At 39.6% G+C, this 15553-nt stretch carries 11 protein-coding genes and 3 tRNA genes; 8 read left to right on the top strand and 6 right to left on the bottom strand.

What is annotated here, in order from left to right; translation table 11 throughout:
* Nucleotides 1–114: 114 nt before the first annotated feature.
* The 3 genes from ftsH (at nucleotide 115) to KTI79_RS04670 (ending at nucleotide 3445) form a co-directional block, all read left to right on the top strand.
* Nucleotides 115–2010, top strand: a complete 1896-nt coding sequence (gene ftsH, locus KTI79_RS04680) for an ATP-dependent zinc metalloprotease FtsH (protein WP_005803954.1) — start codon at nucleotides 115–117, stop codon at nucleotides 2008–2010.
* A gap of 133 nt (nucleotides 2011–2143) precedes the next feature.
* Nucleotides 2144–2995 carry a dihydropteroate synthase gene (gene folP / locus KTI79_RS04675; protein ID WP_032052827.1) on the top strand — a complete coding sequence of 284 codons (852 nt, stop codon included), beginning with the start codon at nucleotides 2144–2146 and terminating at the stop codon, nucleotides 2993–2995.
* 135 nt (nucleotides 2996–3130) lie between these two features.
* Nucleotides 3131–3445, top strand: a complete 315-nt coding sequence (locus KTI79_RS04670) for a DUF5713 family protein (protein ID WP_005067609.1) — start codon at nucleotides 3131–3133, stop codon at nucleotides 3443–3445.
* Nucleotides 3446–3857: 412 nt separating this feature from the next.
* Here KTI79_RS04670 and KTI79_RS04665 read toward each other — a convergent pair.
* Nucleotides 3858–3943 (bottom strand) — tRNA-Leu (locus KTI79_RS04665).
* A gap of 196 nt (nucleotides 3944–4139) precedes the next feature.
* Between KTI79_RS04665 and KTI79_RS04660 the strand changes: the two genes are divergently transcribed.
* Nucleotides 4140–5903, top strand: coding sequence for an alkaline phosphatase D family protein (locus KTI79_RS04660; RefSeq protein ID WP_032052830.1), 1764 nt, complete (start codon nucleotides 4140–4142; stop codon nucleotides 5901–5903).
* A 103-nt stretch (nucleotides 5904–6006) separates the two neighbouring features.
* Here KTI79_RS04660 and KTI79_RS04655 read toward each other — a convergent pair.
* Nucleotides 6007–6092 (bottom strand) — tRNA-Leu (locus tag KTI79_RS04655).
* 11 nt (nucleotides 6093–6103) lie between these two features.
* Nucleotides 6104–6177, bottom strand: a tRNA-Cys gene (locus KTI79_RS04650).
* 152 nt (nucleotides 6178–6329) lie between these two features.
* Here KTI79_RS04650 and folD point away from each other — a divergent pair.
* Entirely contained in the window at nucleotides 6330–7178 is an 849-nt protein-coding gene (folD, locus tag KTI79_RS04645) for a bifunctional methylenetetrahydrofolate dehydrogenase/methenyltetrahydrofolate cyclohydrolase FolD (RefSeq protein ID WP_002115552.1), read from the top strand.
* A 256-nt stretch (nucleotides 7179–7434) separates the two neighbouring features.
* Nucleotides 7435–8103, top strand: a complete 669-nt coding sequence (locus KTI79_RS04640) for a class I SAM-dependent methyltransferase (RefSeq protein ID WP_032052833.1) — start codon at nucleotides 7435–7437, stop codon at nucleotides 8101–8103.
* Nucleotides 8104–8125: 22 nt separating this feature from the next.
* Here the strand turns inward: KTI79_RS04640 and KTI79_RS04635 are convergent, their stop codons facing one another.
* Both KTI79_RS04635 and KTI79_RS04630 read right to left on the bottom strand, forming a co-directional pair.
* Nucleotides 8126–8548 (bottom strand): hypothetical protein, encoded by a 423-nt coding sequence (locus tag KTI79_RS04635; protein WP_032052835.1) that lies wholly within the window; start codon nucleotides 8546–8548, stop codon nucleotides 8126–8128.
* Between the two features lie 117 nt (nucleotides 8549–8665).
* The gene (locus KTI79_RS04630) at nucleotides 8666–9997 is read right to left on the bottom strand and encodes an MFS transporter (RefSeq protein ID WP_079284087.1); all 1332 of its coding nucleotides are present in this window, start codon (nucleotides 9995–9997) and stop codon (nucleotides 8666–8668) included.
* Nucleotides 9998–10367: 370 nt separating this feature from the next.
* On the opposite strand from KTI79_RS04630, the gene glpK reads away from it, so the two are divergent.
* Together glpK and glpD are read left to right on the top strand one after the other, a co-directional pair.
* Complete coding sequence (gene glpK, locus KTI79_RS04625) at nucleotides 10368–11876, top strand: glycerol kinase GlpK (protein ID WP_032052838.1); 1509 nt, start codon at nucleotides 10368–10370, stop codon at nucleotides 11874–11876.
* Between the two features lie 154 nt (nucleotides 11877–12030).
* Nucleotides 12031–13548: a glycerol-3-phosphate dehydrogenase gene (gene glpD / locus KTI79_RS04620; RefSeq protein ID WP_032052841.1), complete on the top strand. Its 1518-nt coding sequence runs from the start codon at nucleotides 12031–12033 to the stop codon at nucleotides 13546–13548.
* Between the two features lie 41 nt (nucleotides 13549–13589).
* Here glpD and KTI79_RS04615 read toward each other — a convergent pair whose 3' ends face one another.
* The gene (locus tag KTI79_RS04615; protein WP_032052843.1) at nucleotides 13590–15422 is read right to left on the bottom strand and encodes a phosphoenolpyruvate carboxykinase (GTP); all 1833 of its coding nucleotides are present in this window, start codon (nucleotides 15420–15422) and stop codon (nucleotides 13590–13592) included.
* Nucleotides 15423–15553: the final 131 nt, after the last annotated feature.

Here is a 15553-nt window from a genome sequence, read left to right as displayed (position 1 = left end):
TAAAAATTGTGCATTTTGTACTTTTAGGTTATCCGCAAGCAATACAGTTGCTGTTTTTATGACGATCGGCCAAGATTGGGCATGATCAAATTAGATCGATATGGGAATAAAGCTTTGAGCGATTACTTCAAGAATGCCGTATTGTGGCTAATAATACTTGGTGTTCTGATTTTAATTTTCAGTAATATCAGTGACCGCAATAAGCCTACTGCGATGAAATATTCAGATTTCGTTGCAGCGGTGAATGCTGGCCAAATTAAGCAAGTCACAATTGACGGTTTAAATATTAATGGTGAAAAAACTAACGGATCACAGTTTGAAACTGTTCGTCCGCAAGTTGAAGACACTGAGCTTATGCCGAGCTTAAATAAGCAAAATGTTGTTGTAGAGGGAACGGCTCCTCAACGTCAAGGCATTTTGATGCAACTTCTCATTGCTAGTTTCCCTGTACTGTTAATCATTCTGTTATTCATGTTCTTTATGCGTAACATGGGTGGTGGTGCAGGCGGAAAAAATGGACCGATGAGTTTTGGTAAGTCGAAAGCAAAAATGCTTTCTGAAGACCAAATCAAAGTCAATTTTTCTGACGTCGCCGGCTGTGATGAAGCAAAACAAGAAGTTGTTGAAATTGTAGATTTCTTAAAAGACCCAGCAAAATTCAAACGTTTGGGCGCTACTATTCCTCGTGGCGTACTTATGGTTGGTCCTCCGGGTACTGGTAAAACGTTATTAGCCAAAGCAATTGCTGGTGAAGCTAAAGTTCCTTTCTTCAGCATTTCAGGTTCTGACTTTGTCGAAATGTTCGTGGGGGTGGGTGCGTCCCGTGTCCGTGATATGTTCGAGCAAGCGAAGCGTCATGCGCCTTGTATTATCTTTATTGATGAGATTGATGCAGTAGGTCGTCACCGTGGTTCAGGTACAGGTGGTGGTCATGATGAACGTGAACAAACCTTGAACCAAATGCTTGTAGAGATGGATGGTTTTGAAGGTAACGAAGGTGTAATCGTAATTGCTGCGACGAACCGTGTTGATGTCTTGGATAAAGCATTATTACGTCCAGGTCGTTTTGACCGTCAAGTAATGGTAGGTTTACCTGACATTCGTGGTCGTGAGCAGATTCTGAATGTACATTTGAAAAAATTACCTTCAGTTACGGGTGTGGATGTTAAAGTTCTATCTCGTGGTACTCCAGGTTTCTCTGGTGCACAGTTGGCAAACCTTGTTAACGAGGCTGCATTATTTGCTGCACGTCGTAATAAGAACACTGTCGACATGCATGACTTTGAAGATGCAAAAGACAAAATCTACATGGGACCAGAGCGTAAATCGATGGTTTTACGTGAAGAAGAACGTCGTGCAACTGCTTATCATGAAGCTGGTCATGCGATTGTTGCCGAGATTTTACCGGGCACAGATCCTGTTCATAAAGTAACGATTATGCCGCGTGGTTGGGCTTTAGGTGTAACTTGGCAGTTACCTGAACAAGACCAAATTAGCCACTATAAAGACAAGATGCTAAACGAAATTGCAATTTTGTTTGGTGGTCGTATTGCTGAAGAAGTATTTATCCAACAGCAATCTACTGGTGCTTCAAATGACTTTGAGCGAGCTACTAAAATGGCGCGTGCAATGGTTACGAAGTACGGTATGTCTGACAAAATGGGTGTAATGGTTTACGAAGATGAAAACCAAAATGGTTTCTTTGGTAATGTAGGAAGCCGTACGATTTCTGAAGCAACTCAACAGTTAGTTGATGAAGAAGTACGTCGTATTCTTGATGAGCAATACAAAGTTGCACGTAATATCTTGGAAGGTAATAAAGATATTGCACATGCGATGGTAAAAGCTTTGATGGAATGGGAAACCATTGATCGTGATCAAATCCGTGACATTATGGAAGGTCGTGAGCCACAACCACCTAAAGTATATGTTGCTGAAAACCCAGTGGCTGCATTTGAACCACCAAAAGATGGTCCATCTACACCGCCACCATTGCCAGCAATGAACTAATTAGTTAATTAAAAAAGCCACAGTCATGTGGCTTTTTTTATGGGATTGAGTTTGTTAAAAGCTGAAAACAAATCAACACTATAGATAGCTGATAATTGCTAAAATACTGCCAGATTTTAAACTGGAGCTTTTTATGCAACTAATGCCTTTGCCTCAACAAATTTTACAGTGTGGTCAGCTTCAGTTAGATCTATCACAGCCTCACGTTATGGGCATATTAAATGTCACACCAGATTCTTTTAGTGATGGTGGAAAGCATAATCAAGTAGATCAAGCGATTGTTCATGCACTAGCCATGATAGAGCAAGGTGCCACCATTATTGATATTGGTGGGGAGTCTACCCGTCCAGGAGCATCTGAAGTAAGCATAGAAGAAGAAATACGAAGAGTTGTGCCCGTAGTTGAAGGTTTAGCTAAACATAATATTGTTCTATCAATTGATACGAGTCAGCCTGATGTTATTCGTGCAGCAAAAGAAGCAGGAGCACATATTTGGAATGATGTACGTGCGCTTACTCGTCCCAATGCTTTAAAAACGGCAGCAGTTCTGGATATACCCGTAGTGATCATGCATATGCGTGGTGAGCCTACTACAATGAATCAGTTAGATCAATATACGGACGTAACCTTAGATGTTATAGCGGAGCTCCAGCAGCGCGTGGATGAAGCTTTAAATGCGGGTGTGAAAAAACATAATATTATTATTGATCCTGGGTTTGGTTTTGCAAAAAATGCGCAGCAAAATTTAAGACTACTCAAAGAATTTTGGAAGCTTGGTGAAATGGGTTATCCGATTTTATCTGGCCTTTCTCGTAAACGTTTTATTGGTGAAGCATTAAAGGGTGCAACTGCAGATCAGCGTGCGGTAGGAAGCGTTACGGGGCATTTGCTTAGTATTCAGCAAGGAGCATGCATTGTTAGAGCGCATGATGTTAAAGCAATGACTGATGCAATTCTAGTTTGGAAGGCGATGATACAAGCTTAATAAAGTAGGCTTTATAAAAATCAGGTAGTAGCTCATTAATCTAATGAGCTAGATGATCGAGTTAGGGAAAAATATCGTTATTCTTTTGAAAATATGTTATAAGCGGCAAGTTTTTGCTGTTGTGTAAACTTTTGTATGTTCGAAGACTTACTTCTCCCGATGTTTGATGATGAATATTATCCAGATATTTTGGTCGCTGAACTCAAGCAGCTGATTGAACAATTTGCTAAAAAAGTTCAGAAGCCTGCCTTAGCTGAGCAGGATATCTATCGATATGCTCATCAAACTGTAATTGAAATCAATGAAATGAAACCTCAGTTTGAAGATCTAGATTCTTCGTTAGATGATAGTGCTGCTGACTATATTGCTGAAGCAATGATGATGGTGGCACAGGAAGCTGGATATTTAGATCTGGAAATGGAAGAGCTGGTTATGAATCGAGAGTGGTGATTACTCTCGATTTTTAATATCTTCAAATGCATCTAACAAGTGGCAAGATGCATTTAAATGTATTTCGTCTATTTCTTTAACTTTTAAAATTAAAACACCTTTCTCTTGATAATCTGCGTCCGCTAACAAACTGATCCAATAAGTTTCTCGTTTTTGTTCCAGCGTTTTAAATTTATCTATTATCTGTTCGGGTGCTTTAACTAAATAATCATCTTTGGTAATGGAGCAACGAGAAAAATACCAATGGTTGTCTTTGAAAGAAAGGGTGCCAGAGAAAAGATCTCTAAACCTTTGTTATAAAAGAGTAGTAAAAAAGAGTAATAATATTCTTATCATAAAATTCATTTTGATTAGGCATAAAAAAACCAGCATAAGCTGGATTCTTTGTAGCACCAAATTCAATATTTGAAAATGGTGCCCGGGGCCGGACTCGAACCGGCACGCTTTGTGGGCGGGGGATTTTAAATCCCCTGTGTCTACCTATTTCACCACCCGGGCATGTGCGCAATAATAGAGGACAAGTGCGCGATTGGCAAGAGAAAATCAGAGAGTTTGCTTTATTTTCAATCAGTTCTTATCGGTATTTATATAAATTAACCAATTTATGTCATGATTTGTTCATTAAACTGAGATCAGTTGTTCATCTTATTTACCTAAATTTAAGACACTCATTGCTTAAAACTTAGGTAATTTTATGTCAGAGAAAATTTCACGCCGAGAATTAATTCAAAAAAGTCTATTCGGTTTTGGGGCGCTATCTTTGCCTGTAGCTTTTACGGGGTGTAATGATGGTTCCGATGAGGAAAGTCCAGAAGCACAAGCAGATTTTTTTCATGGAGTCGCGAGCGGCGACCCATTGCAAGATAAAGTAATTTTATGGACGCGGTTAACACCAGTAGACCTTAGTGCACCTCTTAAGGTGACTTGGGAAATTGCTACCGATGATCAGTTCAAGCAGAATTTAAAGACTGGTACGGTTCAAACGAATAAAACTGACGATTTTACTGTGAAAGTTGATGCAACAGGTCTACAAGCGGGTACGACTTATTATTATCGCTTTCGATTTGGTAGCAAAGTCTCGCCAGTAGGGCAAACAAAAACATTACCTGTAACTACCAATAAGGTCAGCTTCGCAGTATGTTCTTGTTCTAATTATCCTGCGGGTTATTTTTACGTTTATCGTGAAATAGCAAAACAGAATGTGGATGTAGTCATTCATTTGGGTGATTATATTTATGAATATGGGGCTGATGGCTATGCGACAGAAGATGCTGCAAAGCTGGGCCGTACTTTACCGCCCGATAATAATAAAGAAATTCTTAAATTAGATGATTATCGCAAACGTTATGCGTTATATCGCCAGGATAAAGACTTACAGGCGGTTCATCAGCGTCATCCTTTTATTGTAATTTGGGATGATCATGAGTTAGCGAATGATACTTGGCGCGAAGGTGCAGAGAATCATCAAAGTAATGAGGGTCCTTTCTTGGAGCGTAAATTAGCTGCTCTACAAGCTTATTTCGAATGGATGCCAATTCGCCCAGTTTCTAGTACCGATCATTTGAATATTTATCGTCAATTTAATTTTGGCTCACTAGTTGAGCTGACGATGTTGGATACACGTATTATTGCGCGAGATAAACAGCTTGAATATGCTGATTATATGACAGCTGCTGGTTTGGATGCTGAGAAATTTCAGGCTGATTTAACAGATCCAAAGCGGACTTTAATGGGCTATACACAAAGGGATTGGTTGGTTGGTAAATTAAAGCAATCTACGGCAACATGGAATGTTGTGGGGCAGCAAGTCTTAATGAGTAAGATGTGGATTCCTGCCGAGTTATTGTTGTCTTTAGGGCAAATTACTTCAGGCGGAACTTCACCTGATACTTTAGCTAAAATGAATGCGCAAATTACAGAATTAGTCACATTAAAATTACGATTAGAGCAGGGTGATCCAACTTTGACCGTTCAAGAAAAAGCGCGAGTCACAACATTAGTGCCATATAACCTTGATGCTTGGGATGGTTACTATGCTGAGCGAGAGTTTGTGTATGATAAATTGGCAGAGTTTAATAAGAAAATTATTGTTTTGGCGGGGGATACTCATAATGCGTGGACATCTTATTTATATAGCCAAAAAGGGGAATATGTTGGTGTTGAACTGGCGACAAGCTCGGTTTCTTCACCAGGTCTTGAAAAATATTTAAGTATTCCTTTAGCTCAGTTGCAACAGTTTGAATTTGCCTTTACGACACTTATCGATGAGTTGGCCTATTGTAATTTAAATCAGCGGGGTTATCTGATGGTTACACTGGATGATAAGCAGGTGCAATCAGATTGGATTTTTGTAGATTCAATTAAAAATGCAGAATATAAAGTAGATTCTAGTCGAGGTTATCAATTGGCGTTGGATGCGAATTTAACACCTGAAAAAGATAAGCAAAAAACTGCTTAAATATATGAGGCAAGAAAGGGATGCTAATAAGTATCCTTTTTATAGACATAAAAAAACCAGCTTTCGCTGGATTCTTTATGACACCAATTTCTGTACTAGAAAATGGTGCCCGGGGCCGGACTCGAACCGGCACGCTTTGTGGGCGGGGGATTTTAAATCCCCTGTGTCTACCTATTTCACCACCCGGGCTTTACCAAATTTGGAGGCGGAGGTCGGAATCGAACCGGCGTCCACGGAGTTGCAGTCCGCTGCATGACCACTCTGCCACCCCGCCTACATTTGGTGATCCACATATTAGCAACCTTTAGAAAAAAAACAATACTGTTTTGAGATAAGATGAACATAAAAGCAACATCTAGAATAAATTTGCCCAAATAATCATGTATTATTGGCACATTAAATTCATGTCTACCTTGGAGATGTGCTGTGGCATTGGTTTTAGACGGTCGTGCATTAGCAAAGCAAATTGAAGAAAATTTGTCAGTACGTGTTGAAGCTTTAAAAGCTAAAACAGGTCGTACCCCAATTTTGGCGACTATTTTGGTTGGGGATGATGGCGCATCTGCAACTTATGTACGCATGAAAGGAAATGCTTGCCGTCGAGTAGGCATGGATTCTTTAAAAATTGAATTGCCACAAGAAACGACAACAGAACAATTATTAGCAGAAATTGAAAAACTTAATGCTAATCCGGATGTACACGGTATTCTTTTACAACATCCAGTTCCAGAGCAAATTGATGAGCGTGCATGTTTCGATGCAATCTCATTAGCTAAAGATGTTGATGGCGTAACATGTCTTGGCTTTGGCCGTATGGCTATGGGTGAAGCTGCATATGGTTCAGCAACTCCTGCGGGCATTATGACCATTTTAAAAGAAAACAATATCGAAATTGCTGGTAAACATGCGGTTGTGGTGGGTCGTTCTGCAATTTTAGGTAAACCAATGGCAATGATGCTTTTGCAAGCCAATGCAACAGTAACGATTTGCCATTCACGCACACAAAATTTACCTGAGCTAGTGAAACAAGCTGACATTATTGTGGGTGCAGTTGGTAAAGCTGAACTTATCCAAAAAGATTGGATTAAACAAGGTGCAGTAGTTGTAGATGCTGGTTTCCATCCTCGTGATGGCGGTGGTGTTGGTGATATCCAACTACAAGGTATTGAAGAAATTGCTTCTGCTTATACACCAGTACCAGGTGGTGTTGGTCCAATGACCATTACAACTTTGATTCGTCAAACTGTAGAAGCTGCTGAAAAAGCTTTAGGTTAATTTAATTAACGCTAGGCTGTTATTTGATACACGTAACCGTCATCCGCAATTGTTTGAGGCAGAAATACGTTAAAAATTTAATGTTTCTGCGATGCTTTCGATTCTAGAGAGTATCTGCCGAGTTTTGCGGATGACAATGGTTTTGCCTACTTTTCCCGAAAGAAAAGTAGGTCCAACCGAAGGTTATTTTAAAAATTCAAATCATAATGGAATGACTCTGTTATGCTTGTTATAAAAATGAATTAAAAGAAACCTGATGAGCTGCACCTTTCAATTGTCCAAAGCCCCTGAACATTTACTTCAAGCACTCAATGAAGTGATCCCTCATTGTGAATTGATGGTACAACAGTTACCAGAAACACCTATTTCTTTATGGTTGATTCCACCTGTTTTTCCAACTGATCGCTTAGATGACGAAGTTATTCGTCGTATTTGGAATGATACGCCGTATTGGATTTTCTGTTGGGCATCTGGTTTAGCAATGGCACAGTGGTTACTTGCAGAGCCGGACCATGTTAAAGATAAAGTCATTTTGGATTTTGGAGCGGGTTCTGGTGTCGTCGCAATTGCTGCAAAAATGGCAGGAGCGAAACGAGTCATCTGCTGTGATATTGATCAAGTTAGTTTGAATGCTTGCCGTGAAAACGCTTTACTTAATAACGTTGAGCTAGAATATTTAGATGATTTATATAAGGCTGAGCAGGTTGATGTTTTATTGGCAGCTGATGTTTTATATGATCAATGTAACCGCTTTTTCTTAGATGAATTTTTAAAGTTTTCGTCAGAAGTCTGGGTAGCTGATAGCCGTGTTAAAAACTTTAGTCATCCTAAATATCAAAAGATTGATGAAAGAAGTGCTTCTACATGGCCTGATCTGGATGAAGCTAAAGAATTTAGAAATGTGAGTTTTTATAAGACGCTGTAAAAAGAACAGCGTCTTTTTTATTTTATGAACAAGTATAACGAACAACTTTTAGTGTGCTTGGACGTGCTTCAAGCGCTTGGCGAGTCGCATAGTCTTCACCATTATTTAAACTAGGTGTATTGGATAAGCCAAAAGAAGCACGAGTTTCACCAAGTTGAATTCCATAATGCTCATCTTTTGCTGGATTAGGAATTTCGTTAATACTCAAAACTGATAATTTATAAACTTTCTGAACGCCTAGCACATTTTGACAAGCGCGTTGTAATTTACGTTCATCGATTTGCTGGTTATTACGACTAGCTAAAGTATAAGCTAAAGTCGCTGAAGCTTCTGTTTTGTTTTCAATCTGGTATCCAGTTGAACCATTATATTGTCGAGGGGTAGTCTGACAAGCAGTTAAAACAAACATACTACTTAATGCCAAGCATAAAATACTTCTATTCATCAGTATCGTCCTTATTTTCTTATAGCTAGTATCTCATAAAATACAAAGGTTGTTGGGGCTTAATCGCATGATTTGAGCTAACATCGGCGAACGATATTAGCCCTTATAGGTAAAATATTAGTGTTCTTTAATTTTTGAGTGATGCTTAGTGTCTTTCATAAAAATATAAATAATGAGAGAAATAAAGATCATGATACTTACATAAATAAAATACCAAGATTCATGCCCAGCTTCTTTAAAACTTAAAGCAAAGAACTCTGCTGTTCCGCCAAATAATGTATTGGCAATTGCGTAAGGTAATGCAACACCTAAAGCGCGAATGTGTGCAGGGAAAAGCTCAGCTTTAACTACGGCATTAATTGAAGTATAACCAGTCACCATTACAAGACCGCCAAAACATAACCAGAAAGCTGTCCAGTAGTTATGTGTATTTGCGAGTGCATCAAATAAAACGTATGTGAATAAAACACCTGTTATTCCGAAGAAAATCATAAGGGGTTTTCGACCAATGCGATCTGATAAAGCACCCGCTACCGGCTGTAGACACATAAAAATAAATAGCGCTAAAGTTGTAATTTGTGTAGCTTCAGGTTTAGTAAATCCAGAAGTATTCACTAAATATTTTTGCAGATAAGTCGTGTAAGTATAGAAAGCTAAAGTCCCGCCAGCTGTTAAAAACAATACTGTGAACGCTTCTTTCGGATAATGTTTAAATAAAGCAAACATGCCTGATTTAGGCTGGTCTGTTTCAGTTTGAGCATTTTTAAAAGATTGGGTTTCTAGTAGGCCACGTCGAATACGGAAAACTACAATAGCAAGTAAAGCTCCAATAAAGAATGGAATGCGCCATCCCCAATCATGTAGTTGTTCTTCGGTTAATACCATTTGTAATATTAATAGAACACATAGAGCTGTGAGCTGGCCAGCAATCAATGTTACATATTGGAAGCTAGAGAAAAAACCACGTCGATTTCTTTCCGCCATTTCACTTAAATAGGTAGCACTAGCACCATATTCGCCGCCTACACTTAAGCCTTGAATTAAACGGGCGACAACTAAAAGAAGAGGGGCAAATACACCAATACTTTCATAACTTGGTGTCACGGCGATAAGAAGCGAACCTATACACATTAAAGTGACGGAAAGCGTAAGACCCGCTTTGCGTCCTTTACGGTCTGAATAGATTCCCATAATCCATGCACCGATCGGGCGCATTAAAAAGCCTACAGCAAAAATTGCGGCCGCTTGAAGGAGTTGAGCCGTCTGGCTTCCTTTTGGGAAAAATGCATGAGCAAAATAGAGCGTGAATGCTGCATATACATACCAGTCGTACCATTCGACAAGGTTACCCGCAGAACCACCCAAAATTGATTTTAGGCGGGTTTTTGTATCTAAATTAGAATGTGGAGTTGTTGCGGTAGAAGGTTGATCAACCATGAGTCGCTCCATGTTTCGCTTGGGTTGAATGCTAAAAGAGAAGATTTATTCCGTTTTTACATATTTTCTAGAGGAGTATTTCACTTTATTTTTTTTATGTCTGTAAAACAATGTTTATTATTTAAGCAAAGGAATAAGTTGAATATTTATGTGATTTCAAATTAGCCGGTCAGCTCACGTTTATAATATTGTTGGGATCTTTGGCATATTATTTTTTCCAAGTAGTAAAAATTGATAAAGAATGAGTAGAGTTTGGGCGAAGAAAACCTATACCCCTTAAAAATAATGATATATTCCAAAGAAAATTTTAAGTAAATATAGTTAGACATGATGTCTTGGCATTGTGGACTAGATGTGTGTGAATAATGAAAGGGACATTCAGATGTCAAGTTGCCCGAAAAAATATATTGTGGCTTTCGACCAGGGAACCACAAGCTCAAGAGCAATTGTTTTAGATCATGATGCTAACGTTGTAAGTATTGCTCAAAGAGAATTTACTCAGATTTATCCGCAGCCAGGCTGGGTCGAGCATGATCCTATGGAAATTTGGGCAACACAAAGTGCTGTTTGGGTAGAAGCTCTAGCTCAAGCAGGGATCAAGAGTGAACAAGTTGCAGCAATTGGTATTACAAATCAAAGGGAAACCACAATTGTCTGGAATAAAAAAACAGGCAAGCCTATTTACAATGCGATTGTTTGGCAAAGCCGACAGACGACTGAAATATGCAATCAATTGCATAAAGCAGGATGGCAAGAATACATCCGTAAAACAACGGGATTGGTAATTGATCCATATTTTTCAGCCACAAAAATTAAATGGATTTTAGACCATGTTGAAGGAAGTCGTGAACGCGCTGAGCGAGGAGAGTTGTTGTTCGGTACAGTGGACACTTGGTTAATTTGGAAACTCACCAATGGTGCGGTCCATGTTACTGACTTTACTAATGCTTCACGAACCATGCTTTTTGATATTGAAAAGCTTGAATGGGATGAAAAAATTTTACAAGCTTTAGATATTCCTAGAGCAATGCTACCCGAAGTTCGTAGCTCATCTGAGGTTTATGGATATACACATACTATTAGTGGGCAAGAAGTAGGTATTCCAATCGCAGGAATTGCAGGTGATCAACAGGCCGCACTGTTTGGTCAAATGTGTGTTGAGTCGGGCCAAGCAAAAAATACCTACGGTACAGGCTGTTTTTTATTAATGAACACGGGTAAGAAGATTGTCCGTTCAGAGCATGGATTACTGACTACTATTGCATGTGGTGCCAGTGGTGAGGTGAACTATGCTTTAGAGGGCGCCGTATTCAATGGTGGTTCTTGCGTACAGTGGTTACGCGATGAATTAAAGGTCATTAAGAACGCTAAAGACTCTGAGCTTTATGCAACACGTGTAAAAGACAGCAATGGTGTATATGTCGTTCCTGCGTTTACGGGATTAGGTGCACCGTATTGGGACCCAACTGCGCGTGGAGCAATTTTTGGTCTGACACGTGGTGCCAGTATTGAACATATTATTCGTGCAACTCTCGAGTCGATTGCTTTTCAAACTCGGGATGTTTTAGATGCTATGCAGCAAGATGCAGAAGAAGAGCTTCGCACACTTCGAGTTGATGGTGGAGTAACCGAAAATAATTTCTTGATGCAATTTCAGGCCGATATTTTAGCGACACCAGTAGAACGTCCCATAATGAAAGAAACTACAGCTTTGGGGGCGGCTTTCCTTGCTGGACTTGCGACGGGTTTCTGGCAAGATCTACATGAGTTAAGAAATAAATCTGCCATAGAAAAGGTATTCGAACCGAAAATGTCTTCTGAGCAATCCGAGCTGATTTATAAAGGATGGCTCAAGGCAGTGAAGCGTAGTCAAAGTTGGGCTGAGGATTGATCTGTTCTTTAGCTGGTTGAATTCAATAGTAGAGTAATCAATTAACGATTAAATACTTGGTTATTTAAAATTGATTATTCTACTTTTTTGATTGTTGTTTCTTCCATTTGGTGTTTTAATTTTTATAAGATCAACAATAAAAAGAAAATGAGAAATGACAGTAAAGCCTAATGATTATTCAAAAATATATGACATTGCCGTGATTGGTGGCGGTATTAATGGCGTCGGTATTGCTAATGATGCGGCAGGTCGGGGCTTATCGGTATTTTTATGTGAAAAAGATGATTTGGCTAGTCATACCTCATCTGCGAGCAGTAAATTAATTCACGGCGGTTTGCGCTATTTAGAACATAAAGAATTTCGGTTGGTTAGAGAAGCTTTAGCAGAGCGTGAAGTCTTGTTGGCTAAAGCTCCACATATTATTAAACCCATGCGTTTTATTATGCCTCATCGACCACATTTACGCCCTGCATGGTTGATTCGTGCTGGGCTGTTTTTTTATGATCACTTGGGAAAACGAGAAAAATTATTAGGTTCAAATCTTATTTACTTCAAAGAAGATAGCCCTTTAAAACCAGCTATCACACGTGGCTTTGAATATTCTGACTGTACTGTAGATGATGCACGTCTTGTAGTGTTAAATGCATTACAAGCCAAAGAGAAAGGTGCCAAAGTCGTGACACGAACACGATGTGTTAAGGCTTATCGGGAACAAGAGCTGTGGCATCTAGAGTTACAAAGTGGAGCAGAGTTTTATCAGGTACGTGCAAGAGCTTTAGTGAATGCATCAGGCCCTTGGGTTGAAGAAATTATTAGTGAAAATCTGAAGCTAAAATCGCCCTATCGAATTCGGCTGATCCAAGGAAGTCATATTGTTGTGCCAAAATTATATGACTGTCATAAAGCCTTCATTATGCAAAACGAAGATCGGCGTATCGTGTTTGCAATTCCGTATTTAGAAAAATATACACTGATTGGTACGACCGATCAGGAATATACAGGTGATCCACAAAAGGTAGAGATCACAGAGGTAGAAATTGATTACCTCTTAACAGTAACCAATTCACATTTTAAAAAGCAGTTAACTCGAGCTGATATTGTAAGCCAGTACTCGGGTGTACGTGCTTTATGTGATGATGAGTCTGATAATCCTTCAGCGATCACACGTGACTATACTTTGGCGCTACAAGCAGAAGAGAGAAAGCCGCCATTGTTATCTGTGTTTGGTGGCAAGATCACAACTTATCGAAAATTAGCCGAAGCTGCTTTAGAAGATCTATCCCCGTTTTTTAGTAATATGGCAGAGGAGTGGACTGCAGATGACCCATTACCTGGCGCTGAAAGCTGGACAACACTAGATGATTTAACGTATCAGATTCAGTCACGGGTAAGTGGAGTGTCTGAATCACTTGCTAACCGTTGGGCGCATGCATACGGCACAAGAGTCTGGAATATGCTCCGAGAGAAAAATGCAATAGAGCAATTGGGCCAAAATTTTGGACATGATTTATTTGAATGCGAAGTCAACTATTTATGTGAATATGAATGGGTGACTACTGCTGAGGATATATTATGGCGTAGAACCAAACTCGGTCTAGCATTTAATGAAAAACAAGTAAAAGTATTAGAAGCTTATTTATCTGAGCGTCGTCAAAAAGATGATGCCGCATAATAAAAAAGGTCGCACATAGCGACCTTTTTTATATATAGCAATTAGAAGCCAGTTTTTACAGCTTCAAGTAAAGCTGCTTGACGTTCTTTTAATGCTTTAGGTAAGCGATCACCTAATTTATTAAATAAATCAGTGTGGCTTTCAATTTCAGTAATCCACTGATCTTTATCTTGAGCTGTGATTAGGTCAAATTCTTCTTTAGAGAATTCTGTACCTTCCCAGTTTAAGTCGTCATATGTTGGAACAAGACCAATTGGTGTTTCAACAGCATTTGCACGTCCTTCACAACGATCAATGATCCACTCAAGAACACGCATGTTTTGACCGAAACCAGGCCATACGAAGTTGCCTTCAGCATCACGACGGAACCAGTTTACATTGAAGATTTTTGGTAATTTATTACCAGCTGCTTCAGCTTTTGTACTTACTTGTTGACCAAGGCTTAACCAGTGATCAAAGTAGTCAGCCATGTTATAGCCAGCAAATGGAAGCATCGCGAATGGGTCACGACGAACGACACCTTGTTGACCAACAGCAGCAGCAGTAGTTTCAGAACCCATAGTTGCCGCTTTATATACACCGTCAACCCAATCGAAAGCTTCAGAAACTAAAGGAACCGTATCTGCACGGCGACCGCCGAAGATAAATGCAGAAATTGGAACGCCTGCTGGATTTTCCCAGTCAGCATCGATAGAAGGGCATTGACCAGCTGCAACAGTGAAGCGAGCATTTGGATGCGCTGCTTTTTCACCATTTACGTGAGGCTGACCTTTCCAGTTAGTTAAGTTTGTTGGAACTTCTTTAGAAAGACCTTCCCACCATACTTGACCATCTTCAGTTACCGCTACGTTTGTATAGATAACATCTTTATGAAGAGTTGCCATACAGTTCGGGTTAGTCTTGGTGTTTGTACCAGGAGCTACACCGAAGAAACCAGCTTCAGGGTTAATCGCATATAAACGACCATCTTCACCTGGTTTGATCCAAGCAATATCGTCACCTACAGTTTCGATTTTCCAACCTTCATAACCTGCTGGTGGAATTAACATTGCAAAGTTTGTTTTACCACATGCAGACGGGAATGCTGCAGCGATGTAGTGTTTTTCACCTTGAGGGTTAGTTACACCAAGAATAAGCATGTGTTCAGCTAACCAACCTTGTTCGCGTCCCATGACAGAAGCGATACGAAGAGCTAAACATTTTTTGCCAAGTAATGCGTTACCGCCGTAACCAGAACCGAAAGACCAGATTTCACGAGTTTCTGGGTAATGAACGATATATTTTTCAGGGTTACATGGCCAAGCAACGTCTTTTTGACCTTCAGCAAGTGGAGCACCTACTGTATGTACACAAGGAACAAACTCGCCGTCTGTACCTAATACGTCATAAACTGCTTTACCCATACGTGCCATTTTACGCATGCTAACAGCAACGTAAGGAGAGTCAGTTAACTCAATACCGATATGAGCAATATGGCTACCTAAAGGACCCATTGAGAAAGGAACAACGTACATGGTACGGCCTTCCATTGAGCCTTCAAATAAACCATTTAATTTTTCACGCATAACAGCTGGGTTTTCCCAGTTGTTTGTCGCACCAGCATCTTCTTTATTTTGAGAGCAGATGTAAGTACGGTCTTCAACACGTGCAACGTCAGATGGGTCAGAATTTGCAAGATAAGAACCAGGATGTTTTTCTTGGTTTAATTTCTGCATGGTGCCGTTAGCGATCATCAAGTCGATTAGACGTTGATACTCTTCTTCGCTTCCGTCACACCATTCGATTTTTGCTGGTTTGGTTAAGTTTGCAATTTCTTCAACCCATGCGATAAGCTTAGGATGACGAACGAATTCTGGTGCGTTCACTGTGGTCATGGTGAGGCCTATTCAAAATATGTACAACGTACAAGTCATTCATTGAGAGGTACAATGAAAGATCAAATAAAAAAGTGGCTGTATTAAAGCACAAAATGATAAAAAAAATAAGACTAAAGACTAAGAAATAG

It is taken from the genome of Acinetobacter sp. WU_MDCI_Abxd143 (genome assembly GCF_025514195.1).
In the GTDB taxonomy this organism is placed as follows: Bacteria; Pseudomonadota; Gammaproteobacteria; order Pseudomonadales; family Moraxellaceae; genus Acinetobacter; species Acinetobacter pittii_H.
This window is presented reverse-complemented; position numbering and strand designations above follow the sequence as displayed.